This window comes from Massilia sp. YIM B02763 (genome assembly GCF_030412015.1).
GTDB lineage: Bacteria > Pseudomonadota > Gammaproteobacteria > Burkholderiales > Burkholderiaceae_D > Telluria.
The window spans coordinates 1-24,024 of the sequence record NZ_JASNRD010000027.1 but is presented as its reverse complement, the minus strand read 5'-3'; the positions used below and the strand labels follow the sequence as shown (position 1 = coordinate 24,024).

The following is a 24,024-nucleotide window of genomic DNA, read 5'->3' as shown; positions in this document are numbered from 1 at the left end:
GATTTCATTCGCGTCCGGGCCTGGCTGCGTCGTTGTTTAGTCCATCTCGCTAAACAGGCGCGACAGCAATGTGCCGTGTTTGACCCTGCATGCCCCCTTCGGCACAATCGATTTTTACCAAGACAGTTGTCGCCAGCCGGCGGATCCCCCGCGGCGGCGCTCGACTCGGAGACTTTGCATGGAACGTGTTTCAACGCCTATCCCACAGACGGCGCCCGCGCCTGAACATCAAGCCGCACCCACCGGCAGCACTACCTTCCCCCTCACCGTCGTCACCATCCTGTTCTTCATGTGGGGTCTCCTGACTTCACTGAACGATGTGCTGATCCCCCACCTGAAAGCCGTCTACACGCTGAANGCACTACCTTCCCCCTCACCGTCGTCACCATCCTGTTCTTCATGTGGGGTCTCCTGACTTCACTGAACGATGTGCTGATCCCCCACCTGAAAGCCGTCTACACGCTGAACTACGTGCAGGCGATGCTGGTGCAGTTCTGCTTCTTCGGCGCCTACTTCATCGTGTCGCTGCCGGCCGGCATGCTGATCCGCCGCATCGGCTACAAGCATGGCGCCGTCACCGGATTGACCATCGCCGCCTGCGGCTGCGCGCTGTTCTACCCGGCCGCCACCAGCGGCTACGGCCTGTTCCTGTTCGCCTTCTTCGTGCTGGCGGCAGGCATCACCGTGCTGCAGGTCGCCGCCAATCCCTACGTCACCGTGCTCGGTTCCCCGGCCACCGCGTCGAGCCGCCTGAACCTGACGCAGGCCTTCAATTCGCTCGGCACGACGCTGGCCCCGGCCCTGGGCGGCCTGCTGATCCTGTCCGGCACCGTGCTGGGTGCCGACCAGCTGGCCAAGCTGCCGGCAGCCCAGCAGGCGGCCTACAAGGCGCAGGAAGCGGCCGCCGTCCAGGGCCCCTACCTGGCGCTGGCCGCCGCGCTGCTGATCCTGGCCGTGCTGTTCGCCATCGTGCGCCTGCCGGCGATCCGCGAAGAGCAGGCCACCACCAGCGTGTCCGATTCGCTGTGGCGCCACAAGCACCTGGTGCTGGGCGCGGTCGGCATCTTCGTCTACGTGGGCGCCGAGGTCAGCATCGGCAGCTTCCTGATCAACTTCATCGGCGAACCGACCATCGCCGGCCTGTCGCACGCCGACGCCGCCCTGTACGTGACGTATTACTGGGGCGGCGCGATGGTCGGCCGCTTCATCGGTTCGGCCGTCATGCGCCGCGTCAGCCCGGGCCGCGCGCTGGCGTTCAACGCGCTGGTGGCGATCGTGCTGGTGCTGGCCGCTACCTTCGGCCACGGCCACGTCGCCATGTGGGCGCTGCTGGCCGTCGGCCTGTGCAACTCGATCATGTTCCCGACCATCTTCAGCATGGCGCTGCACCGCCTCGGCCCCCTGACGGGCCAGGGCTCGGGCGTGCTGTGCATGGCCATCGTCGGCGGCGCGCTGGTGCCCTTCGTGCAGGGCGCCGTGGCCGACGCCGCCGGCCTGCAGCCGTCCTTCCTGGTGCCGGTTGCCTGCTACGCCTTCATCCTGTACTTCGGCATGAAGTACGCCCGCCTGTACGCCGACAAGGCTTGACCGTTCCACCCGCCGCGGCCCCGTGCCGCGGCGCGCCGTTTCGCCCATACCAACCACAACTATACGAGAGAGAGAGGGACATCCCATGCGTCTTCGCCACCTGACCATCGTCGCTGCGCTTGCCGCCGTGTTTCCCGCCGCCGCCGTCCTGGCTGCCGCGCCCGAGCCCGCCGAACCCGCGCAAAAGCCCTGGCTGGACCGTTCGCTGAGCGCCGACCAGCGCGCCAGGCTGGCGGTGCAGGCGATGACGCAAAAGGAAAAGCTGCGCTGGGTGTTCGCCTATTTCGGCCACGATTTCGCCGGCAAGAAGAAGATCGAGGAAGCGCTGCCGCAGTCGGCCGGCTACATCCCGGGCACCCCGCGGCTCGGCCTGCCGGCGCTGTTCGAGACCGATGCCGGCGTCGGCGTCGCCTCGCAGGCCGGTCCGAACGTGCGCGAGCGCACCGCGCTGCCGTCCGGGATCATGACGGCTTCCAGCTGGGACCCGAAGGTCGCCTACGCGGGCGGCGCGATGATCGGCTCGGAAGCGCGCGCCTCCGGCTTCAACGTGATGCTGGCCGGCGGCGTGAACCTGATGCGCGAGCCGCGCAATGGCCGCAACTTCGAATACGCGGGCGAGGATCCGCTGCTGGCGGGCGTCATGGTCGGCAATGCGATCAAGGGCATCGAATCGAACAACGTGATCTCGACGCTGAAGCACTTCGCCCTCAACGACCAGGAAACGGGCCGCAACGAACTCGATGCCCGCATCGACAAGGCGGCGCTGCGCATGTCCGACCTGCTGGCGATGGAGCTCGCGTTCGAAGTGTCCGACGCCGGCTCCGTCATGTGCGCCTACAACCGCGTCAACGGCCCGTACGCCTGCGAGAACGGCTATCTGCTGAACGACGTGCTGAAACGCGACTGGGGCTACCCGGGCTTCGTGATGTCCGACTGGGGCGCGACGCACAGCACGGTGAACGCCGCCAACAACGGCCTGGACCAGCAGTCCGGCCACGAGTTCGACAAGTCGCCGTACTTCGCCGGCGCGCTGGAAGAGGCGATCAAGACGGGCGCCGTGCCGCAGGCGCGCCTGGACGACATGGCCTACCGCATCGTGCGCGCGATGTTCGCCAAGGGCGTGGTCGACAATCCGCTCAAGAAGGACGTGGCGATCGATTTCGCGAAGAACGGCGCCGTCAGCCGCGTCACCGCGGAAGAGGGCATGGTGCTGCTGAAGAACGAGGGCCGCGTGCTGCCGCTGGCCAAGGACGTGCGTACCATCGCCATCATCGGCGGCCATGCCGACGTGGGCGTGCTGTCGGGCGGCGGCTCGTCGCAGGTGTATCCGCGCGGCGGCATGGCGGTCAAGGGCCTGAAGCCGGACGTCTGGCCGGGCCCCGTCGTCTACTACCCGTCCTCGCCGCTGCGCGCCATCCAGGCGCAGGCGCCGAACGCCAAGGTCGTGTACGACGACGGCACCGACCCGGCCCGCGCCGCCAAGGTGGCCGCGCAGGCCGACGTGGCCCTCGTGTTCGCGACCCAGTGGATCGGCGAGGCGAACGATGCGCAGACGCTGGCGCTGCCGGACAAGCAGGATGACCTGATCGCCTCCGTGGCCGGCGCCAACAAGCGCACCGTCGTCGTGCTGGAAAACGGCGGCCCCGTCGCCATGCCGTGGCTGGCGCAGGTGCCGGCCGTGCTGGAAGCCTGGTATCCGGGCACCAGCGGCGGCGAAGCGATCGCCAACGTGCTGTTCGGCGCCGTCAACCCGTCCGGCCACCTGCCCGCCACGTTCCCGGTGTCCGAGCAGCAGCTGCCGCGCCCGAAACTGGACGGCGACCCGAAGGTGCCGGAACTGCAGTTCCACGTCGACTACCACGAGGGCGCCGCCGTCGGCTACAAATGGTTCGACCTGAAGGGCCACAAGCCGCTGTTCCCATTCGGCCACGGCCTGTCCTACACGACCTTCTCGTATTCGGGCCTGAGCAGCCGGATGAAGGATGGCCGCCTGCACGTGCGCTTCAAGGTGACGAATACCGGCAATGTGGCCGGCAAGGACGTGCCGCAGGTGTACGTGGAGCCGCTCGCCGCCAAGTGGGAGGCGCCCAAGCGCCTGGCCGGCTGGGACAAGGTCGCCCTGCAGCCGGGCGAGTCGAAGGACGTCGAGGTGGCGGTGGAGCCGCGCATGCTGGGCATGTTCGACGAAGCCTCGCGTACCTGGCGCGTCGCCAAGGGCAAGGTCAAGGTGATGCTGGCCGAGGATGCGTCCGGCGTCAACGCGACCAGCGTGACGGTCGACGTGCCGGCGGCAACCCTCGACGTGCGCGGCCGTCCGCAGAAGCGCTGAGGGAAAGGGGCGCAACGCCCCACCGTCCCCCAGGCCGCCGGTGCGGCGGCCTGGGCGCGGCGTGGCTTACACGATCGGCAGCGCCGTCGTTTCCTTGATGCGCTGCAGGGCGAAGCTGGACTTCACGTCCAGCACGGCCGGGTGGCGCAGCAGCGTCGCCATCATGAAGCGCGAGAAGTGTTCCATGTCTTCCACGTGCACGCGCAGCAGGAAGTCCATCTCCCCCGTCATCGCATAGCAATCGACCACTTCCGGCCACGCCGCCACCGCCTCGGCGAAGGCGAAGCGCGGTGACGTCGCCGGGATGCGCGCATTGGGCGCGCCTTCGCTGTGCTTTTCCAGGCGCACGTTCACATAGGCCAGCAGGCCCAGGCCCAGCTTGTCCGGGTCGAGCAGGGCCACGTACTGCTTGATCACGCCCGCTTCTTCCAGGCGCTTGATGCGGCGCAGGCAGGGCGACGGCGACAGACTGACTTTTTCGGCAACATCCTGGTTCGACAGGCGGCCATCTTCTTGCAAGATCGCAAGAATCTTGCGGTCCGTTTTGTCCAGCTCGATTTTTGACATGAGGTTCCTCGGCAATCGCGTATACCGCAATTTTATTGCGCAATCTGCTCGGCGGGGGGAATCGATTGAAATTTAATGTCGGCGGGTGAGGTCTATACTGGCTCAAAACCGACGCGGGCCGAGCCACACCGAGCCAACGCGCGCACACCACCACAATTGGAGACAAGCATGAACGCCCCCCTGGATCGCACCCAGCTGGAGCCGGCGCAGCCATCGCCCGCGCACGACATCACCCTCGACGACAAATGGACGCTCGAACGCGGCCGCGCCTTCATGACGGGCACGCAGGCGCTGATCCGCCTGCCGATGCTGCAGCGCGAGCGCGACCTGAAGGCGGGCCTGAACACGGCGGGCTACATCACCGGCTACCGCGGCTCGCCCGTTACCCAGGTCGACCAGACGGCGTGGAAGGCCAAGCAGCACCTGCAGGCGCACCACGTGCACTTCCACCCCGGCATGAACGAGGACCTGGCCGCGACCGCCGTGTGGGGCACGCAGCAGACCAATCTGTTCGAGGGGGCCAAGTACGACGGCGTGTTCTCCATGTGGTACGGCAAGGGTCCGGGCGTGGACCGCTGCGGCGACGTCTTCAAGCACGGCAACAATGCGGGCAGCGCCAGGCATGGCGGCGTGATCGTGCTGGCCGGCGACGACCATGCGGCCAAGTCCTCGTCCACCGCGCACCAGTCCGACCACATCCTGCACCACTGCGGCATTCCCGTGCTGTACCCGTCGTCGGTGCAGGAATACATCGACTACGGCCTGCATGCCTGGGCCATGAGCCGCTACAGCGGCCTGTGGGTGTCGATGAAGTGCGTGACCGACATCATCGAGTCGGGCGCCGTCGTCGACCTCGACCCGGACCGCGTTCGGATCGTCACCCCGACCGATTTCATCATGCCGCCGGGCGGCCTGAACATCCGCTGGCCGGACGCCGTGCTGGACCAGGAAGTGCGCATGAACCACTACAAGTGGTATGCGGCGCTGGCCTATGCGCGCGCCAACAAGCTGAACCGGATCATCTGGGACAGCCCGGCGCCGAAGATCGGCATCATCACCGCCGGCAAGTCCTACCTGGACACGCGCCAGGCGCTGGCCGACCTCGGCATCGACGAGCAGGCGGCGCGCGAGATCGGCCTGCGCCTGTATAAAGTCGGCATGACCTGGCCGCTCGACGCGCCCGGCGTGCAGGAGTTCGCGCGCGGCCTGGACGAGATCCTCGTGGTCGAGGAAAAGCGGCAAGTGCTGGAATACGCGCTGAAGGAAGAGCTGTACAACCTGCCGGACGGCGAGCGGCCGCGCGTGGTGGGCAAGTTCGACGACACAGGCGAATGGAGCATGGACAGCCGCTCCGGCCGCGGCGACTGGCTGCTGCCCGCCACCTACGAGCTGAACCCGGCCCAGATCGCGCGCGCGATCGCCTCGCGCATCACGCACTACTGCGCCGGCCACCCCGTCGCGCAGCGCGTCAAGGAGCGCATCGCCTTCCTGGAAGCGAAGGAGCTCGTGCTCAGGAACATCCCGGCCAAGGCCAATCCGGAAACCGACCGCATCCCCTATTTCTGCTCCGGCTGCCCGCACAACAGCTCGACCAAGGTGCCGGAAGGCTCGCGCGCCATGGCCGGCATCGGCTGCCACTACATGGTGCTGTGGATGGACCGCGAGACGTCGACCTTCACCCACATGGGCGCGGAAGGGACGACCTGGATCGGCCAGGCCCCGTTCACCGACGAGAAGCACGTGTTCGCCAACCTGGGCGACGGCACCTATTTCCACTCGGGCGTGCTGGCGATCCGCGCCTCGGTCGCGGCCAAGGTCAACATCACGTATAAAATCCTGTACAACGACGCCGTCGCGATGACGGGCGGCCAGGTCGTCGACGGTCCGCTCGACCCGGCCAAGATCAGCCGCCAGCTCGCGGCCGAGGGCGTGAAACCCATCGTCGTCGTGACCGACGAGCCGGACAAGTACCCGGCCGACTACCCGTGGGCGGAAGGCGTCACGGTGCGCCACCGCGCCGAGCTGATGGACGTGCAGCGCGAGCTGCGCGAGATGCCGGGCGTCTCGGCCATGATCTATGACCAGACCTGCGCGTCCGAGAAGCGCCGCCGCCGCAAGAAGGGCAGCTATCCGGACCCGGCCAAGCGCGCCGTGATCAACGAGGCCGTGTGCGAGGGCTGCGGCGACTGCTCGAAGCAGTCGAACTGCCTGTCGGTGGAACCGCTGGAGACGGAGCTGGGCCGCAAGCGCCAGATCAACCAGTCCTCCTGCAACAAGGACTTCTCGTGTGTGACGGGATTCTGCCCGAGCTTCGTCACCGTGGAAGGCGGCGGCTTGAAGAAGCCGAAGAAGGCCGCCACCAGCGAAGCGACCCCGCCGGCGCTGCCGATGCCGCAGATCCCGTCGACGTCGACCCCGTTCGGCATCCTCGTCACCGGCATCGGCGGCACGGGCGTCGTCACCGTGGGCCAGATCCTGGCGATGGCCGCCCACGTCGAGAACAAGGGCGCGCTGGTGCTGGACATGAGCGGCCTGGCCCAGAAGGGCGGCCCCGTGATGTCGCACGTGCGCCTGGCCGACCGCCAGTCGGACCTGCACTCGACGCGCGTGGGCACCGGCAACGCCGACCTCGTGATCGGCTGCGACCAGATCGTCACCGCCAGCCGCGACGCGCTGTCGCGCATGGGAGAGGGCCGCACCTGGGCCGCCGTCAACGGCAGCGGCGCGACCACGGCCGCCTTCATCAAGAACCCGGACTGGCAATTCCCGGCCGAGGGCTCGCGCGGCGCCATCGTGCAGGCCTGCGGCGAGGGCAACGTCGACTTCATCGACGCCGGCCACATCGCCACCACGCTGATGGGCGACGCCATCGCCACCAATATGTTCATGCTCGGCTACGCGTTCCAGAAGGGCCACGTGCCGCTGCAGGAAGCGTCGATCATGAAGGCGATCGAACTGAATGCCGTGTCGGTCGCCTTCAACAAGGCGGCGTTCGACTGGGGCCGCACGGCCGCGCACGACCTGGCGTCCGTGCTCAAGCTGACGACGCCCGCCAAGGTCGTCGAGTTCAAGCGCGCGCCCTCGCTGGCTGACCTGGTCGAGCGCCGCGTCGAACTGCTGACGGCCTACCAGGACGCCGACTACGCGCACGCCTACCGCGACTTCGTGGCCACCGTCCGCACGGCCGAGGAGAAGCTGGGCAAGGGCACGCGCCTCACCGAAGCCGTCGCCCGCAACCTGCACAAGCTGATGGCCTACAAGGACGAGTACGAGGTCGCGCGCCTGTACACGGACCCCGCCTTCATGCGGAAGATCGAGGCCATGTTCGAGGGCGACGTCACGCTGAAATTCCACCTGGCGCCGCCGCTGTTCGCGAAGAAGGACAAGGACGGCCACCTGGTCAAGCAGGAATTCGGGCCCTGGATGATGAAGGCCTTCGGCGTGCTGGCCAAATTGAAAGGCTTGCGCGGCACGGCGTTCGACCCGTTCGGCCGCACCGAGGAGCGCCGCACGGAGCGCGCGCTGATCCAGGAATACCGCCGCACGGTCGAGGCGCTGCTGCCGAAGCTGACCGGCGAGAACATGGCCCAGGCCGTGGCGATCGCGTCGATCCCGGAAGACATCCGCGGCTTCGGCCACGTGAAGGAGCGCAACCTGCAGGCGGCCAAGCGCAAGGAGGCGGGGATGGTGGCGGCGTTCCACGATGCAGGAACCGCTTCACGCGCCGCGTGATGCGTCGCCCCTGCGCAGGCAGGGGCCCGATTTGCTGGCACAGCGACGGTGCACGCCATATTCGGCCCGGCCTGCGCAGGGGCCACGGCGCCTCGGCGAGCGTCCTTGTGTGCGCCAAGGTGTCTCATCTTTCCAACGACGACATTTAGTTTTATTTAGCCTGGGTCGATGTCTATAATCGACCGCATGACTTCGCTTTCCGTTCCCTTCGCCCGCGCGGCCAGCCTGGCCGCTTCCCTCGCCGCCGCAACGTTGATGCTGTCCGCCTGCGGCGGTGGCGGCGGCGATCCGACCCGTTTCACGTCCGACGCCGGCGGCAATGCCGGCGCGACCACGCCAGCCGCGCCCACGACGCCGGCCACGCCCACGGCGCCGGTGACGGCAACCCCGGACCCGATCCCGGCCGACTTCATGAGCTACCAGAACCTGTGCGCCGTCCCGCGCACGGGCGCCGACACGGACGGCACCCCCTTCCCGGACCGCCAGGGCACGCTGCAGGACGAAATGCGCTTCCTGCGCGGCTGGGCGGACCGCCACTACCTCTGGTACGACGAAATCCCGGCGACCGTCCGCATGGCCGACTACACGAACGTGCTCGACTATTTCGACGCCTTGAAGACGCCGGCCGTGACGGCGTCGGGCAAGCCCAAGGACAAGTTCCACTTCACCTACACGACCGCCGAATGGAATGCGCTGAGCACGTCCGGCGAGGAAGTCGGCTATGGCCTGACCTGGTCGATCAATGCGTCGACGGCGCCGCGCACCTGGCTGGCCGCCATCGTCGAACCGGGTTCGCCGGCCGCGAAGGCGGGCCTGCAGCGGGGCGACATGCTGACGGCCGTCGACGGCGTCGACTTCGTCAACACCAGCACGGGCGAGGGCGTCGACAAGCTCAACGCCGGCCTGTTCCCGGCCGGCGCCGGCGAGACGCATACCCTCACCGTGCAGCGGGGTAGCGACAAGATCGCGGTGACGATGGATGCGGCGGTGGTCGCCAGCAGCTCGGTGAAGAACACCAAGGTGATCGATACGCCGACGGGCAAGGTCGGCTACCTGACCTTCGACGACCACAATGCCGTCGCCGAGAAGCAGCTGATCGACGCGTTCACGCAGCTGAAGGCACAGAACGTCAGCGACCTCGTGATCGACATGCGCTACAACGGCGGCGGCCTGCTGTACGTCGCCAGCGAGCTGGCCTACATGGTCGCCGGGCCGGCAGCGAACGGCCAGACCTTCGAGCGCCTCAGCTACAACGACAAGACGGCGCCGGAAGCGCCGATCCTGTTCCGCAGCACCGCCTTCGGCTATCCCGCGCCTAACCCGGCCCGCGCCGGCCAGGCGCTGCCCTACCTGGGCCTGAAGCACGTCACCGTGCTGGCGACCTCCGGCACCTGCTCGGCCAGCGAAGCGGTGATCAACGGCCTGCGCGGCATCGACGTGCAGGTCGACGTCATCGGCGGCCAGACCTGCGGCAAGCCCTATGGCTTCACTCCCGTCGACAACTGCGGCACGACCTATTTCTCGATCGAGTTCGCGGGCGTCAACGCGAAGGGCTTCGGCGACTTTGCCGACGGCTTCGCGCCGACCTGCGCCGTGGCCGACGACCTGTCGCACGCGGTGGGCGACCCGGCCGAAGGCATGCTGGCGGCGGCGCTGTCCTACCGCGCCAGCGGTACCTGCCCGACGTCGCGCGCGAAGGCGGTGCCGATGAAGCTGGCACGGTCGCAGGCGAAGGAGATCGCGGTACTGCCGCGGCGATAACCCGTCGTTCCTGCATCACCCCGTCGCCCTGCGAAGGCAGGGGCCCAATTTTCCAAGCGCAGCGGAGATGTTTGTAACATTGGGTCCCTGCCTGCGCAGGGACGACGTCGTAATCTGCTCGCATCGAGCATGCACGTCTATAATTTCCAGCTTAAAACTTTCTCAACCCTGCTGGAGTGTTAGATGATTCGTTCCGCGTTGCTGGCCGCCTTGCTGGCTGCCGTTCCCCTGGTCCACGCCGCACCCGACCTCGTCACCGTATCCGAACGCTCGGGCTTCACGGCCACCGGCCGCTATGACGAAGTCGTCAAGCTGTGCAGCGCCTTCCAGCAGGCGTATCCGAAGCAGGTCAAGTGCTTCCAGTTCGGCACCACGCCGGAAGGACGGCCGATGCTGGCGCTGGCCGTAAACGCCAACGGCGTGTTCAGCGCCGACGCCGCGCGCAAGGCCAAGCTGCCGGTGACGCTGATCCAGGGAGGCATCCACGCGGGCGAGATCGACGGCAAGGATGCCGGCTTCCTGGCCCTGCGCGAGATGCTCGAGGGCCGCCTCGCCAAAGGTGCGCTCGACAAGCAGGTACTGCTGTTCGTCCCCGTGTTCAACGTCGACGGCCACGAGCGCTTCGCCAAGTGGAACCGCCCGAACCAGCGCGGTCCCGTCGAGATGGGCTGGCGCACCACGGCCCAGAACTTCAACCTGAACCGCGACTACGTGAAGGCCGACGCGCCCGAGATGCAGGCCATGCTGGCACTGGTGAACGCCTGGGATCCGCTGACCTACGTCGACCTGCACGTGACCGACGGCGCCATGTTCCAGCACGATGTCTCGATCCAGGTCGAGCCCGTGTATTCGGGCGATCCGGAATTCCGCAAGGCCGGCCTGGCGCTGCGCAGCGGCGTCATCGCCGACATCACCAGGGAAGGCTCGTCGCCGCAGTCCTACTACATGTCGTTCAAGGAGACCGACGATCCGGCCTCGGGCTTCGTGGACAGCGTGTCCGAGCCGCGCTTCTCGACCGGCTACTTCCAGCTGCGCAACCGCATGGCGATGCTGGTCGAGACCCATTCGTGGAAGGATTATCCGACCCGCGTGCGCGTGACCCACAACTCCTTCGTCTCCGTGCTGGAGCAGGTGGCGCGCCACGGCAAGGCATGGCAGCAGGCCGCGGCCGAGGCGGATGCGCGCGCCATGCGCATCGCCGGCCAGCCCGTGGCGCTGACCTATAAGACGACCGACAAGGCCACGATGGTCGACTTCCAGGGCTATGCCTACACGCGCACGATGTCCGACGTGTCCGGCATGCTGATGACGCGCTACGACGAAACCAAGCCGCAAGTCTGGCACGTGCCGCTGCGCGAGGACGTGGTCGAGGACCTGCGCGTGGACGCGCCGCGCGCCGGCTACGTGGTGCCGGCCGCGTTCGCCCAGATCGTCGCCGCCAAGCTGACCCAGCACGGCATTGCCTACCGCCGCATCGACAAGGCGGTCGAGGACGCGCCGGTGCAGACCTTCCGCGCCGACAAGGCGACCTTCTCGCCGGTCTCGTTCGAATCGCACCAGCGCCTGCAAGTCGAGGGCGGCTGGAAGCCGGAACCGCGCAACCTGGCCAAGGGCGCGCTGTTCGTGCCGATCGCCCAGCCGAAGGCGCGCCTGGTGATGGCCATCTTCGAGCCGCAGGCGCCGGATTCGCTGCTGGCCTGGGGCATCTTCAACAATGCCTTCGAACACAAGGAATACATGGAAGAGTACGTGGCCGAGGACGTCGCGCGCGAGCAGATGGCCAGGGATCCGGCGCTGGCCGCGGAATTCCGCCGCAAGGTCGAGAGCGACGCCGCCTTCGCCAAGAACCCGCACGCGCGCCTGGAATTCTTCGCGCGCCGCCACGCGTCCTGGGATGAGCGGCTGAACCTGTATCCGGTGATGCGCACCGATACGGCGCTATAAAGCAAACCCTGCGTCGCCCCCGCGCAGGCGGGGACCCAATGTTGCAGGCGCTGCCGGATTGCTTGAAACTTGGGTCCCCGCCTGCGCGGGGACGACGGGGTAGCTGATCCCGCTCAAATCTCATCCATTCCGCTGCAACCCCTGCACGGCCCCATGATCTGACTGCATAGACGTCTTTGCAACCGCGAGGAGGGATCATGCAGCGCATCTTGCAGCACAGCTTTCAGCGGACATCGTCCCACGGCAGTCGTCGTCATCATGCGCGCTACCGACATTGATGCCAGCTGCGGCATCCTCTGCGGCGGTGCGCTCCCCGCGCACATCGAACGCCTGCTGCAAAGCCTCGCCGCCAGCCGTCCGCGCCTGGCGGTCTACCTGATCGGTCCTCCCGGCCAGTCCACACTCATCGCGCTCGCTGGGCGCTACGATGCCCGTTACCTGGACGCGCCGCCGCACCTGGGCGCGGGACATGCGCGCAACCTGTCGCTGCGCGCCGCGCTCGCCGACCGTCACCCTTACCACTTCCTGTTCACGCCGGACGTCGCCCTGCCGCTCGATGCCGTCGGCAAGATGCTGGCCTGGATCGCCGCGCATCCCGACGTCGGCCTGCTGGCGCCGCGCATCCGGCATCCGGACGGGCGCCTGCAACCCCTGTGCAGCCTGCTGCCCGGGCCGCTCGACGTGCTGCTGCGCGCCTGCGCGCCGCTGCTGTACCGCTCCAGCGGCGCCCAGGCGCGCTTCGAGCTGCATGCGGGCGGCTACCGCCACGTGATGGACGCGCCCGTGCTGCCCGGCTGCTGCCTGCTGGCGCGCACGGCGGCCGTGGAGCGCGCCGGCCTGTGCGACGAGCGCCTGCTGCGCGGCTTCGACACCGTGGACTTGGCGCGCCGCGTGGCGCCGCACGCGCGCTGCGTATTCGTGCCGCACGTGGGCGTGGTGCGCGACCCGGCCCGCGCGGGCGGACGCGGCTGGCGCGCCGGCTGCCACTACGCCATCTCGGCGCTGCGCTACTTCGGCAAATGGGGCTGGCGGCGTGACGAGGAACGCGCACGCGTCAATGCGCGCACGCTGCGCGCGCTCGGTATCGCGGGCAATACGGTACGCGGCGTGGCGCGGAAGGACGCCGGCGCTGCCGTGGCGGCAGGCCGGCATACGGGACGTTGATATCGTGGGTGGGTCAGGCCGGGGTACCTGCGTCGGCCAGCTTGCGCAGGGCCGGCACGACGCCGTGCAGCGTCGCCACTTCGAACGTCGGCAGCGCCTGCGAGGTATTCGCGAGGCCGCCGGGATTGAACCAGCAGCTGTCGATGCCGAAGCGGTTGGCGCCGAGGATGTCGGCATCCAGGCGGTCGCCGACGATGATGGTTTCCTGTTGGCGGAAGGCACGCGCCAGCTTGACCGTGTAGTCGAAGAAGCGGCTGTCCGGCTTGGCGAAGCCGCAGGCTTCCGAGGTGGCCACGAAGGACACGTGGGCGGCCAGGCCGGATGCGGCGATGCGGCGGTTCTGGATCGTGTCCACGCCGTTGGTGATGATGCCGACCTCGCCGATGGCGGACAAGGTCTCGCACAGCTGCACGGCGCCGTCGACGAGGACGACCGTGTCGGCCAGCGCATCCAGGTACAGGCTGCTGGCGGCCTGCGGATCGAGGTCCAGGCCGTGCGCGGCGAAGGACTGGCGGAAGCGCTCGACCTTCAGGAATTCCTTCGTGACGGTGCCCTGCTCGAAGCTGCGCCACAAGGCCGTGTTGATTGCCTGGTAGCGTGCGAACAGGGCGTCCAGGTCCTCGTGCGCCCCGAGCGCCTGCAGCGTGCGCGCGAACGACAGGCGTTCGGACGCGCGGAAATCGAGCAGCGTGTCGTCCAGGTCGAACAGGAACAGGCGGTGCTTCATGGGCGTCTGTTCAGCCGCGCTGCAGCGGCTTGCGCGCATACCAGCCGAACACGAGGATCAGCAGGTAGCAGACGGCCGGCACCGCCAGCGACATGCGCAGGCCCGCCACGTCGGCCGCATAGCCGGTGATCAGGGGCACGACGGCGCCGCCGACGATGGCCATGCAGATCAGGCCCGAGCCTTCGGCCGCGCGCTCGCCCAGGCCTTCCGACGCCAGCGTGAAGATGGTCGGGAACATGATCGAATTGACGAGGCCGATGGCCAGCAGCGACCAGCCCGACACGGCGCCCGTGCCGGTGGCGGACACCGCCAGCAGCACGGCGGCGATGCCGCCCGCCACCGCCAGCACCTTGCCCGGCGAGCACACGCGCAGCACGTAGGCGCCGAGGAAGCGGCCGACCATGGCGCCGCCCCAGTACAGCGGCACGTGCTTGCCGGCCGCTTCCTGGCCCAGGCCCAGCACGTCGTGCTGCATCAGGTAATTGACGATGATGGAACCGACCGCCACTTCCGCGCCCACGTACAGGAAGATGCACAGGGCGCCGAAGGCGAAGCGCGGCTGCTTGAGCAGGTCGAACGCGCTCCAGATGCTGCCCTCGGGGTTCGTGTGCTCGGCCAGCTTGTTGCGGTTGAGCCAGACCATGACGGCGACGACGGCCAGCGCGATCGCCAGGCCCATATAGGTGTGCACGACGACCTGGCTCTCGGCCGCGCGGTAGGCGGCGAGGGCCGCGGCATCCAGCGTCGCCTGGTCGACCTGGGCGAGCGAGCCGAGGATGACGATGGCGCCCACGTAGGGGAACACGGTGGTGCCGAGCGAGTTGAAGGCCTGGGCGAAGGTCAGGCGGCTCGACGCCGTGGCGGGCGCGCCCAGCATCGAGATCAGCGGGTTGGCCACCACCTGCACGATGGTGATGCCGGCCGCCAGCACGAACAGCGCCGCCAGGAAGGTGGCGAACAGGCCGGACGCGGCCGCGGGAATGAACAGCAGGCAGCCGACCGTCATGGTCAGCAGGCCGGCGACGGCCGTGCGCATGTAGCCGGCGCGGCGCACGATGGCGGCGGCGGGCAGCGAGACGATGAAGTAGGCGGCGAAGAAGGCCGACTGCACCAGCATCGCCTGGGCGTAGGACAGCGTGAACAAGTCCTTCAGTTTCGGGATGATGACGTCGTTCAGGCTGGTGATGCCGCCGAAGATGAAGAACAAGGCGAAGACGAAGACGCGCAGGCTGGCCATGTTGGCGTTCGACTGTGCGGGAGCGGTGCCGGTCTGGGCAGCACCGGCGGAAGGGCCGATTTGCATGGGAGAGATACTCGATGGATCAATACACCCGGCCATACCGCGTGCCGGAAAGACCGGAATATACCACCGCTTGACCGGATGCATGATTTCCCATTGCGCGGGTGACAACGCAAGCTCGTCGTTCCCGCGAAGGGTAAAACAGTCCAGTGGACTGTTTTACCCCATGCTGACGCTCCGAAGTCGGCGCCTGTAAATGCCGGGACGTGTTTAACAGACGGAATTCGGTTGCTCAGTATAGATTCCCGCCTCCGCGGGAATGACGATGCTTTTTCCGCTAGATTTACAGCGCTTGCAGCGGAATCGTCCCCGGCACAGTGGTCGGGGTCGAACACGGTTCCTCGTCGAACGCGATGTCGCCGTCCGGATTCGCGATGCCGTCCGTCTTGAGTTCGGCGAAGCCGAACAGGTCGCGGTCCATCAGGTGCGAGGGTACGACGGTCGACAGCGCCGAGAAGGTGTTCTCGACGCGGCCCGGGTATTTCTTTTCCCAGTCGCGCAGCATCGCCTTGATCTGCTTGCGTTGCAGGTTTTCCTGCGAGCCGCACAGGTCGCACGGGATGATCGGGAAGCCCTTCACTTGCGCATAGCGCTCCGTGTCCGCTTCCTTCACGTAGGCCAGCGGGCGGATCACCATGTGCTTGCCGTCGTCGGACACCAGCTTGGCCGGCATGCCCTTGATCTTCGCGCCGAAGAACATGTTCAGGAAGAAGGTTTCCAGGATGTCGTCGCGGTGGTGTCCCAGGGCGATCTTGTTGCAGCCCAGTTCATCGGCCACGCGGTACAGGATGCCGCGCCGCAGGCGCGAGCACAGCGAGCAGGTGGTTTTACCCTCCGGGATCAGGCGCTTGACGATGCTGTAGGTGTCCTGGTTCTCGATGTGGTACGGGACGCCCAGCTTGTCCAGGTAGGCCGGCAGCACGTCGGCCGGGAAGTTCGGCTGCTTCTGGTCCAGGTTAACGGCGACCAGCTCGAAATTGATCGGCGCGCGCTCGCGCAGCGTCATCAGGATGTCGAGCAGCGCATAGCTGTCCTTGCCGCCGGACAGGCAGACCATGACCTTGTCGCCATCCTCGATCATGTTGAAATCGCCGATCGCCTGGCCGACCAGGCGGCACAGGCGCTTGTGCAGCTTGTTGTTCTCGTAGGCCTGTTTTTCGAGCTGCTTGTCGCCCGGTGTGGCGGCCACGTCGTCTTCGAGCGCGCCGGGGCGCGCCATCGTCACTTCATTCATGCTTCATCCTTGATCTGGAATACTTCGACACCGACGCCTTCGCAGTCGGGGTACACGTCCGGTTTCATCGTCGACACGCTGACGGCGCGCACGCGCGGGTGCGCCAGCATCGCCTTGACCACGTCGTCGCACAGCGTTTCCTGCAGGTGGATATGGCCTTGCGCCAGGCGCTTGGCGATCGTCTCGCGCATGAAGTCGTAGTCGACCACTTCGTGCAGTTCGTCGTTCCGCGGGGTCGACAGGGCCAGCGGGACGTACAGCTCGACGTTGAACAGGACGCGCTGCTCGCCCTTCTTCTCGAAGTCGTGCACGCCGATATTGATCATGACTTCGTAATTGCGCAGGAACAGGCGACGGCAATCGCGCAGCTGCGGGTGGGACAGGGCGGACAACATAGGAAACCTTGGTAGTAATGGTTATTGATCGGTCAGGAACATCACGTCGCGGCCCAGCGGCACCAGGTGCTGGCCGCCGTCGACCAGCAGTGTGGTGCCGGTCAGCGCGCGCGCCTGCGCCGCGTACAGCACGGCGTCGACGATGTCCTGCGGCGTCGACGAGCGGCCCAGCGGCGTCGCCGTATGGGCTTGCTCGAAGCCGGCCTGGCTCTGGTCGCCGGACACCAGCGTGATGCCGGGCGCGACGCCGACCACACGCAGCTTCGGCGCCAGCGCCTGGGCCAGCATGGTGGTCGCCGTGTGCAGCGCCGCCTTGGACAACGTATAGGACAAAAAATCCGGGTTGAGATTGTACAGTTTCTGGTCCAGCAGGTTGATGGCGACCGCCTGTCCGCCATCCGGCACCAGGCGGTGCAGTTCCTGCGCCAGCACGAGGGGCGCGGCGACATTGCACTGCATGTGGGTCGCCAGCAGCGCCGGCGAAAACGCGTCGGGCTTGTCGTATTCGAACAACGAGGCGTTGTTGACGATGCAATCCAGCCGGCCCAGCAGGTGCAGCGCCTGGCCGGGCAGGGCCCGTACCGCGCCTTCGTCGGCCAGGTCCGCATGCAGGGCGGCGGCGCGCCGGCCCATGGCGCGGATCGCGTGCACGACCTCTTCCGCCTCCGCGGCCGACTGGCGGTAGTGGACGGCGATGTCCCAGCCTTGTGCGGCCATGCCGAACGCGATCGCCCTGCCGATGCGGCGGCCGGCGCCGGTGACCAGGGCGGCGCGCGCCGTTGCCGGGGCGGCAGTCGGGGCAGCCGATGCGGTGGATGCGGCCCGCGTGCCGCCTTCGTTCGAATTCGTTGTTAGCATGCTGGTATCTGGTGGGGCCGGGAAGGCGCCGTTGTTGGTCCGTGGCGATGTTCGCTACAATGACCGGATGTCACTTCCTCTGCCGAACAGCGACGCGCTGGCCGCGTCCCAAGCCCTGCAGCGCCTCATCGCTGCCGAGATCGCCGAACAAGGCGGCGCGATCCCGTTCTCGCGCTTCATGGAACTGGCGCTGTATGCGCCCGACCTGGGTTACTACAGCGGCGGCGCCGCCAAGCTGGGGCAGGACGGCGATTTCACCACCGCGCCCGAGATCAGCAGCCTGTTCGGCGCCACGCTGGCGCGCGCGGCCGCCGCTATTATGGCGCAAAGTGGCCCCAACATCATCGAATTCGGCGCCGGCACCGGCCGCCTGGCGCGCGACGTGCTGGCCACGCTGGCGCAACTGGGCGTGCAGGTCGACAGCTATACGATCATCGAACTGTCCGGAGAATTGCGCGCGCGCCAGCAGGAAGCGCTGAAGGATTTCCCGCAAGTGCGCTGGCTCAACGGCTTTCCCGAGGAATTCCGCGGCGCCGTGCTGGCCAACGAAGTGCTCGATGCGATGCCCGTCGAACTGGTCGTCAAGGAAGGCGGGCGCTGGCGGCGCCAGCTCGTCACGGTCGAGGAGGGCCGGTTCGCCTTCGTCCACGGCGAAGCGGACGCGGCGCTGCAGGAACAGATCCGCGGCCAGATCGTCGATGCCGACACCTTGCACGACGGCTACCTGACCGAGGTGCACCCGGTCGCCGCCGGCTTCATGCGCTCGCTGGCGCAGATGTTCAAGAACGGCAAGGGCGCTGCCATCCTGATCGACTACGGTTTCCCGGGCCGCGAATACTATTTCGACGAGCGCACCGGCGGCACTCTGATGTGTCATTACCGCCACCATGCCCATCCCGATCCCTTCTTCCTGCCCGGCCTGCAGGACATCACGGCCCACGTCGACTTCACGGCGATGGCGCTGGCGGCCCAGGATGCGGGGCTGGACGTGCTCGGCTACATGAACCAGGCCGCCTTCCTGCTGGCCTGCGGCATCGGCGAACTGCTGCTGCGGACGGATCCGGAAGACGCGCTGCGCTACCTGCCGCAGTCGAAGGCGGTGCAGAAACTGGTGTCGCCGGCCGAGATGGGGGAGCTGTTCAAGGTGCTGCTCGTGGGCCATGGCATCGAGCCGGACCCGGCAATCGTGCGCGCCGACCGCAGCCACCGGTTGTAGAATTTTTGACATCTTGCGCTACGGACACAAACCCGGCTATGCTGTGCTGCCGCAGGCCTGTACGGTACATGGCTCTGCCGTCCGGGGGGAATGCGCTAATATTGAGCAGCTAAGATTGAGCAAGTAATAATGCAGCCCGCGCTCCGACGTCGCGGGCATTCGTGCGTGGCGCTTCGTACAAAGACTCCGACCAATGGCCAAGATCCATACCCACTATGACAACCTGAAGGTGTCGCGCCACGCGCCCCAGGAAGTCATTCGCGCGGCCTACAAGGCATTGAGTCAGAAATACCACCCGGACAAGAACCCGGGCGACGAGCGCGCCGCGCGCATCATGGCCATCGTCAATACCGCCTACAACATCCTGTCCGATCCCGTGCGCCGCAAGGAGCACGACGAATGGATCGCGTCCGAGGAATGGGAAGTCGAATGGCTCGAGGGCGGCGAGGAAGGCCGCGACAAGTCCCGCGGCGACGCCCACTGGGAACCGCGCCAGGTCCCGGCGCCGTCCCGCCTGCGCTTCCTGCGCGAGCCGCGCTGGTGGGGCGGCATGCTGGCCTTCTTCGCGGCGGGCGCGGCGCTGGCCGTGGTGCTGGTCGACCCGCCCAGGACGCTGCCGAGCGCGCTGGCCTGGGCCAAGCCGCCGTCCCACGGGCACGCCAATTCCCCCACCGATCCACTCGGCAGCGACGCCAGCGGCGACGGCTGGGCCCGTCCGGCAGGGCAGGGCGACACGCCGCCCGAGGTCAAGGCGCTGGCCGTGACCCAGCTGGTGGTGCCGGCGCGCGCACCCGATTGCGATACCGACCTGCAGAGCCAGGTATCGCCGACGGGCGAGCCGTGGCCGGCCCAGTCCGGCTATATCGACGGTTTCCCGGTCGGCAACCAGGGCGATGAAATGCAGGTCCTGGTCGACAACAGCGACAATCCTTCCCCCGTGCTGGTCAAGATCTACGACCTGGACCGCCGCTCCAACGTGCGCCACGCCTATGTGCTGGGGCGCGCCAAGTTCCTGGTCGACAAGCTCTCGGCCGGCAAGTACGAGGTGCGCTACCAGAACATCCTGATCGGCGGCGGCCGCCCCGAATGCGTCAACGGCCGCCGTGCCCAGTTGCGCCAGGCCGCCGCGCACCAGCCCGACGCCTGAGCGCCCATCGCGCAAATCTGTGGTTTTTCGGGTCGCCACAGGCCCGTAAAACGCCGTAAATTCAAGTAATTTATTCCCTGGACGTAATATACTTCCGTAAAGAAAGGCCGACGGCGCCTGCGCAGAACACGGGAAAACCGGGGATATGAACGAACTCGAAGGCCTCAGCGCCATGATCATCGAACCGCAGGCCGGCATGCGGGCGACGATCCACAATATGTTGACCCTGTGCGGCCTGACCAAGGTCGACCATGCGGCCAGTTCCAACCAGGCCGTCAAGCACCTCGGGTTGAAGGCCTACGACCTGATCCTGTGCGAATACGCGCTCGAAGGCGGCCAGGACGGCCAGCAATTGCTCGAGGACGTACGCCACCACAAGCTGATGCCGCTGTCGACCATGTTCTTCATGGTCACGGCCGAGGGCGACTACGGCAAGGTCGTCAGCGCCGCCGAGCTCGGCCCCACCGACTACATCCTGAAACCCTTCACGGCCGACCGCCTGCTCGAACGCATCGCGCGCGGCCTGGAGCGGCGCAATGCGCTGCTGCCCGTCTACACGCTGATGGAAGAGGGCAGCCAGCGCGAGGCGATCGACGCCTGCCTGCACGGCGAAGCGAAGCATCCGCGCTACCTGGTCGACTTCCTGCGCCTGCGCGCCGAACTGCACATGTTCCTGGGCGAGCCGGAGCAGGCCGAGCCCATCTACCGGCAACTGGCCGATACCCGGGCGATCGCCTGGGCGAGGCTGGGCCTGGCCAAGACGCTGTTCCTGCGCGAACGCTTCGTCGAGTCGCGCGACATGCTCGAAGAGCTGGTCGACAGCAACAAGAACTTCGTCGACGCCTACGACTGGCTGGCGCGCACCCACGAGGCGATCGGCGAGCTGGGCCGCGCCCAGGAAGTGCTGACCGAGGCCGTGGCCGTCTCCCCCCACGCCGTGCGCCGCCTGCGCAAGCTGGGAGAAACGGCGTTCGAGGCGGGCGACCACGACACGGCCGAGAAAGTCCTCAAGCAGGTCGTGACCAAGGCCAAGTATTCCGAATTCCGCGACCCGCAAGACCATGTGCGCCTGGTACAGACGCTGATCCGCAAGGGCGATCCGGTGCAGGCCGCGTCCGTGATCCGCGACCTCGACAAGTCGATGGCCTTCCAGAAGAACACCCCGCTGTGCAGCGCCATCGCCTCCAGCATGGTGCACGAGTACACGGGCAACGAGGCGCGCCTGGGCGAGGCGCTGGGTGCCGCGCTGGCCGGCAACCGCGAGGCGCCGGAACTGCGTCCCGAACTGAAGCTGGAACTGGCCCGCGTGTGCATCGACAACGGCATGCAGGAAGGCGCCGACGAGGTGGTGCGCGAAGTCATGCGCAACGCCCGCGACGGCGCCGCCATGGCGAAGGCGATGGCCGTGTTCGAACAGGCCGGCCAGGCCGAGCGGGCCAAGCAGTTGGCGTCGGAAAGCCGCCAGCAAGTGGTCGACCTGGTCGCGGGCGGCGCCGCCCGCGCCAAGAGCGGCGACTTCAAGGGCGCGGTGGCGCTGATGCAGGAAGCGGCGATCAAGCTGCCCGACAATCCGCAGGTCGTGTTCAATGCGGCCCTGGCCACGCTGAAATGCCTCGATGCCGACGGCTGGGACGAGAAGCTGAACCAGCAGGCGGCCGGCTACATCGCCGGCATGCGCCGCCTGGATCCGGTCAACCCGAAGCTGCCGGCGTTGGCCGGCCTGCACCAGCAGATTCTGAGAAAATACAACAAGAACAAGGCGCCGCGTCCCGTGCCGGCGAACAGCGCAGGCTAAAGTGGGTAACATCGTCGCATGAGCGCCTCGCCTTCCATCGAACCGGACCCGCGCCGCGTGCGCGCCGCCCTTCTGGGCAAGGTCGGCGGCAGTCCGGACATGGCCGCCCTGGGCGCGGCGCTGGCGCGCGTGGTCGGCATGGCATCGTCGGACGACCGCGGCACCCAGGACCTGACCCGCTACGTGCTGTCCGACGCCGCGCTGACGAAACGCATCCTGCGCCTCGTGAACACGGTGCGCTACCGGACCGCGTCCGGCATGGCCGTGACGACGATCTCGCGCGCCATCACCCTGCTCGGCTTCGACAACGTCAAGACGACGGCGCTGGCGATGCTGCTGGTCGATGGACTGGCCGCGGCGGCGGCCGACGGTCCCCATGCGCGCTGCGTGCGCGTCGAACTGGAAGCGGCACTGTGCGCCAGCCTCGTCGGCGGCGAGCTGGGCCACGCCAGCAGCTGGCCGGCCGCGGAAGAGGCGGCGTTCGCCGCGCTGTTCAAGAACCTGGGGCCGCTGCTGGTGGCGGTCCACGAGAACGAACGCTACCTCGAAGTCCAGGCGCTGGCCGCCGCCGGCGAGCACACGCCGCACCAGGCCGCGCGCATGATCCTCGGCTGCAGCTACGAGGCATTGTCCGAAGCGGTCCTGGATGCGTGGCAGATGCCGGCGACGATCTCCCGCGTCCAGGTGGCGCCGCCGGACGGCGTGCTGCCGGTGGCGCTCGAGCGCGCGGCGTGGATGCGCCAGGTGGCCGCGTTCGCCCACGACGTCGCGCGCCTGCTGGGCCGCACCCACGATCCGGCCGGCACGCCCGAGGCGCAAGGGCTGCTGGAGCGCTACGGCATCGCGCTGGGCCTGGATGCCGTGCGCCTGGAGACGCTGTTCGAGACGGTGGGCTCGTCCCTGGCCGGCCTGCTGCAGAGCATGGGCCTGCAGCCGATGCCGCGCCTGGAGCGGCGCGACGGCAAGGAACCGGAAGGCTTGCCCAACGTCCTGCTGCTGGCCACGCTCGGCGCCGGGGAGGCGGAAGAGCAGGGCGTGCATCCCAGCGGCAAGCCCCGCAATGCGGCCGACCTGCTGCTGGCCGGCGTGCAGGACGTGACCCAGATGCGCGCCTGCGGCGAACGCAAGGCCAACGAGATCATGCTGGCCGTGCTGGAAACGCTGTACCAGGCGCTCGGCTTCCGCTTTGCCGCGCTGGTATTGAAGGACGTGCGCACGGGCCAGTTCCGGGCGCGCGCCTCGTTCGGATTGGGAGACAAGGGCGTCCAGGACGGTTTTGCCTTTCCCGCGATGGCGCCGGGCGGCGTGCGCGACATCTTCCACCTGGCGCTGGGCAACGATGCCGACCTGGTGATCACGGATGCGCACGCGCCCAAGATCCGCGACCTGCTGCCGACCTGGCACCGCATCCTGTTGCCGGATGCGGCCAGCTTCGTCGTGCTGCCCCTCGTCGTCGGCAAGGCCCAGCTCGGCATGTTCTACGCCGACCGCACCGTGGAGGCGCCGGAAGGCATTCCGCCCGACGAGACGGCCTTGATCAAGGCCCTGAAGATGCAGGTGTTGACGGCACTCGGCTGCGCTCCGAGTGTCTGACAAAAGCCCATGGCTGCGTTGCATCGTCTCGCCGTACTAGCGTCTAAATTCCCTTACCGAACAACTTTCGATCTTTTCCGCATAAACAACCCTTGCGGAGTTGGAATTGGATCGCTACAATCACGCCCCGAAGCAACGACACTCTGTGCGTTAGATCAGTTTGCTAACGGAAGTAGTTGACAGAAGATTGTTTGTTCTTCATACTCTGCGGTTCTTCGCGGTGGGGTGGCCGAGTGGTTAAAGGCAGCAGACTGTAAATCTGCCCTCTCTGAGTACGCTGGTTCGAATCCAGCCCCCACCACCAAATGCGTGGATCGTGAAGTTGAATCGAATGTAGTTCTGTTGTTGTTGTACCTCGTGCGGGTGTAGCTCAATGGTAGAGCTGAAGCCTTCCAAGCTTATGACGAGGGTTCGATTCCCTTCACCCGCTCCAGTTTCAATGCGGTGCAGTTCATGTATCGCAAAAATAAGCCCTTGTAGCTCAGTGGTAGAGCACTCCCTTGGTAAGGGAGAGGCCACGTGTTCAATCCACGTCAAGGGCACCAGAATTTTGTACGGCAGTCGCAGTACTCGACCGTCAGGTGTGCCTGGTACTTTTCAAATATTGTTAGGATCTTAGGAGTCTAGAATGGCTAAGGAAAAATTCGAACGGACCAAGCCGCACGTCAACGTCGG

The 24,024-nt window shown here is 67.1% G+C and carries 15 protein-coding genes, 3 tRNA genes and 1 pseudogene; 13 read left to right on the top strand and 6 right to left on the bottom strand.

The features are described 5' to 3' along the window. Positions 1-363 precede the first annotated feature (363 nt). Positions 364-1,587, top strand: a pseudogene (fucP, locus tag QPK32_RS23650) (L-fucose:H+ symporter permease); the annotation flags it as partial. Between the two features lie 85 nt (positions 1,588-1,672). Then, positions 1,673-3,916 (top strand): beta-glucosidase, encoded by a 2,244-nt coding sequence (locus QPK32_RS23645; protein WP_290415231.1) that lies wholly within the window; start codon positions 1,673-1,675, stop codon positions 3,914-3,916. A 66-nt stretch (positions 3,917-3,982) separates the two neighbouring features. Here QPK32_RS23645 and QPK32_RS23640 read toward each other — a convergent pair whose 3' ends face one another. After that, positions 3,983-4,483 carry an Lrp/AsnC family transcriptional regulator gene (locus tag QPK32_RS23640; RefSeq protein WP_290415230.1) on the bottom strand — a complete coding sequence of 167 codons (501 nt, stop codon included), beginning with the start codon at positions 4,481-4,483 and terminating at the stop codon, positions 3,983-3,985. 168 nt (positions 4,484-4,651) lie between these two features. Between QPK32_RS23640 and QPK32_RS23635 the strand changes: the two genes are divergently transcribed. The 4 genes from QPK32_RS23635 to QPK32_RS23620 all read left to right on the top strand — a co-directional run bounded on the left by QPK32_RS23635 (position 4,652) and on the right by QPK32_RS23620 (position 13,084). Beyond that, positions 4,652-8,215: an indolepyruvate ferredoxin oxidoreductase family protein gene (locus tag QPK32_RS23635; protein WP_290415229.1), complete on the top strand. Its 3,564-nt coding sequence runs from the start codon at positions 4,652-4,654 to the stop codon at positions 8,213-8,215. A 186-nt stretch (positions 8,216-8,401) separates the two neighbouring features. Next, on the top strand, positions 8,402-9,976 hold the full coding sequence (locus QPK32_RS23630) for a S41 family peptidase (RefSeq protein WP_290415228.1): 1,575 nt from the start codon (positions 8,402-8,404) through the stop codon (positions 9,974-9,976). Between the two features lie 183 nt (positions 9,977-10,159). Then, on the top strand, positions 10,160-11,920 hold the full coding sequence (locus QPK32_RS23625) for a M14 family metallopeptidase (RefSeq protein WP_290415227.1): 1,761 nt from the start codon (positions 10,160-10,162) through the stop codon (positions 11,918-11,920). A gap of 258 nt (positions 11,921-12,178) precedes the next feature. Continuing rightward, positions 12,179-13,084, top strand: a complete 906-nt coding sequence (locus tag QPK32_RS23620; RefSeq protein WP_290415226.1) for a hypothetical protein — start codon at positions 12,179-12,181, stop codon at positions 13,082-13,084. A 13-nt stretch (positions 13,085-13,097) separates the two neighbouring features. Here the strand turns inward: QPK32_RS23620 and QPK32_RS23615 are convergent, their stop codons facing one another. The 5 genes from QPK32_RS23615 to QPK32_RS23595 form a co-directional block, all read right to left on the bottom strand. Next, positions 13,098-13,811 (bottom strand): YjjG family noncanonical pyrimidine nucleotidase, encoded by a 714-nt coding sequence (locus QPK32_RS23615; protein ID WP_290415225.1) that lies wholly within the window; start codon positions 13,809-13,811, stop codon positions 13,098-13,100. 10 nt (positions 13,812-13,821) lie between these two features. Continuing rightward, positions 13,822-15,114, bottom strand: coding sequence for a sugar MFS transporter (locus QPK32_RS23610; RefSeq protein ID WP_290415224.1), 1,293 nt, complete (start codon positions 15,112-15,114; stop codon positions 13,822-13,824). A gap of 280 nt (positions 15,115-15,394) precedes the next feature. Then, a complete protein-coding gene (ttcA, locus tag QPK32_RS23605; RefSeq protein ID WP_290415259.1) occupies positions 15,395-16,330 on the bottom strand; it encodes a tRNA 2-thiocytidine(32) synthetase TtcA in 936 nt (311 codons plus the stop codon). An 11-nt stretch (positions 16,331-16,341) separates the two neighbouring features. After that, the gene (locus QPK32_RS23600; RefSeq protein WP_290415223.1) at positions 16,342-16,740 is read right to left on the bottom strand and encodes a dihydroneopterin aldolase; all 399 of its coding nucleotides are present in this window, start codon (positions 16,738-16,740) and stop codon (positions 16,342-16,344) included. A 21-nt stretch (positions 16,741-16,761) separates the two neighbouring features. After that, positions 16,762-17,598, bottom strand: a complete 837-nt coding sequence (locus QPK32_RS23595; RefSeq protein WP_290415222.1) for an SDR family oxidoreductase — start codon at positions 17,596-17,598, stop codon at positions 16,762-16,764. Positions 17,599-17,665: 67 nt separating this feature from the next. Here QPK32_RS23595 and QPK32_RS23590 point away from each other — a divergent pair, with 67 nt between their 5' ends. The 7 genes from QPK32_RS23590 to QPK32_RS23560 all read left to right on the top strand — a co-directional run bounded on the left by QPK32_RS23590 (position 17,666) and on the right by QPK32_RS23560 (position 23,894). Beyond that, the gene (locus QPK32_RS23590) at positions 17,666-18,814 is read left to right on the top strand and encodes a class I SAM-dependent methyltransferase (protein ID WP_290415221.1); all 1,149 of its coding nucleotides are present in this window, start codon (positions 17,666-17,668) and stop codon (positions 18,812-18,814) included. Positions 18,815-19,007: 193 nt separating this feature from the next. After that, a complete protein-coding gene (locus QPK32_RS23585; RefSeq protein ID WP_290415220.1) occupies positions 19,008-19,961 on the top strand; it encodes a J domain-containing protein in 954 nt (317 codons plus the stop codon). A gap of 145 nt (positions 19,962-20,106) precedes the next feature. Continuing rightward, positions 20,107-21,756, top strand: coding sequence for a tetratricopeptide repeat-containing response regulator (locus QPK32_RS23580; RefSeq protein WP_290415219.1), 1,650 nt, complete (start codon positions 20,107-20,109; stop codon positions 21,754-21,756). 18 nt (positions 21,757-21,774) lie between these two features. Further along, a complete protein-coding gene (locus QPK32_RS23575) occupies positions 21,775-23,349 on the top strand; it encodes an HDOD domain-containing protein (RefSeq protein WP_290415218.1) in 1,575 nt (524 codons plus the stop codon). A gap of 219 nt (positions 23,350-23,568) precedes the next feature. Beyond that, positions 23,569-23,653 (top strand) — tRNA-Tyr (locus QPK32_RS23570). A 55-nt stretch (positions 23,654-23,708) separates the two neighbouring features. Next, positions 23,709-23,782, top strand: a tRNA-Gly gene (locus tag QPK32_RS23565). A gap of 37 nt (positions 23,783-23,819) precedes the next feature. Then, positions 23,820-23,894, top strand: a tRNA-Thr gene (locus QPK32_RS23560). Positions 23,895-24,024: the final 130 nt, after the last annotated feature.

Excerpts from the sequence above, each read along its gene's own strand:
- QPK32_RS23645 (WP_290415231.1), top strand. The coding sequence starts at position 1,673 with ATGCGTCTTCGCCACCTGACCATCGTCGCTGCGCTTGCCGCCGTGTTT.
- QPK32_RS23640 (WP_290415230.1), bottom strand. The coding sequence starts at position 4,483 with ATGTCAAAAATCGAGCTGGACAAAACGGACCGCAAGATTCTTGCGATC.
- QPK32_RS23635 (WP_290415229.1), top strand. The coding sequence starts at position 4,652 with ATGAACGCCCCCCTGGATCGCACCCAGCTGGAGCCGGCGCAGCCATCG.
- QPK32_RS23630 (WP_290415228.1), top strand. The coding sequence starts at position 8,402 with ATGACTTCGCTTTCCGTTCCCTTCGCCCGCGCGGCCAGCCTGGCCGCT.
- QPK32_RS23625 (WP_290415227.1), top strand. The coding sequence starts at position 10,160 with ATGATTCGTTCCGCGTTGCTGGCCGCCTTGCTGGCTGCCGTTCCCCTG.
- QPK32_RS23620 (WP_290415226.1), top strand. The coding sequence starts at position 12,179 with ATGCGCGCTACCGACATTGATGCCAGCTGCGGCATCCTCTGCGGCGGT.
- QPK32_RS23615 (WP_290415225.1), bottom strand. The coding sequence starts at position 13,811 with ATGAAGCACCGCCTGTTCCTGTTCGACCTGGACGACACGCTGCTCGAT.
- QPK32_RS23610 (WP_290415224.1), bottom strand. The coding sequence starts at position 15,114 with ATGCAAATCGGCCCTTCCGCCGGTGCTGCCCAGACCGGCACCGCTCCC.
- ttcA (WP_290415259.1), bottom strand. The coding sequence starts at position 16,330 with ATGGCGCGCCCCGGCGCGCTCGAAGACGACGTGGCCGCCACACCGGGC.
- QPK32_RS23600 (WP_290415223.1), bottom strand. The coding sequence starts at position 16,740 with ATGTTGTCCGCCCTGTCCCACCCGCAGCTGCGCGATTGCCGTCGCCTG.
- QPK32_RS23595 (WP_290415222.1), bottom strand. The coding sequence starts at position 17,598 with ATGCTAACAACGAATTCGAACGAAGGCGGCACGCGGGCCGCATCCACC.
- QPK32_RS23590 (WP_290415221.1), top strand. The coding sequence starts at position 17,666 with ATGTCACTTCCTCTGCCGAACAGCGACGCGCTGGCCGCGTCCCAAGCC.
- QPK32_RS23585 (WP_290415220.1), top strand. The coding sequence starts at position 19,008 with ATGGCCAAGATCCATACCCACTATGACAACCTGAAGGTGTCGCGCCAC.
- QPK32_RS23580 (WP_290415219.1), top strand. The coding sequence starts at position 20,107 with ATGAACGAACTCGAAGGCCTCAGCGCCATGATCATCGAACCGCAGGCC.
- QPK32_RS23575 (WP_290415218.1), top strand. The coding sequence starts at position 21,775 with ATGAGCGCCTCGCCTTCCATCGAACCGGACCCGCGCCGCGTGCGCGCC.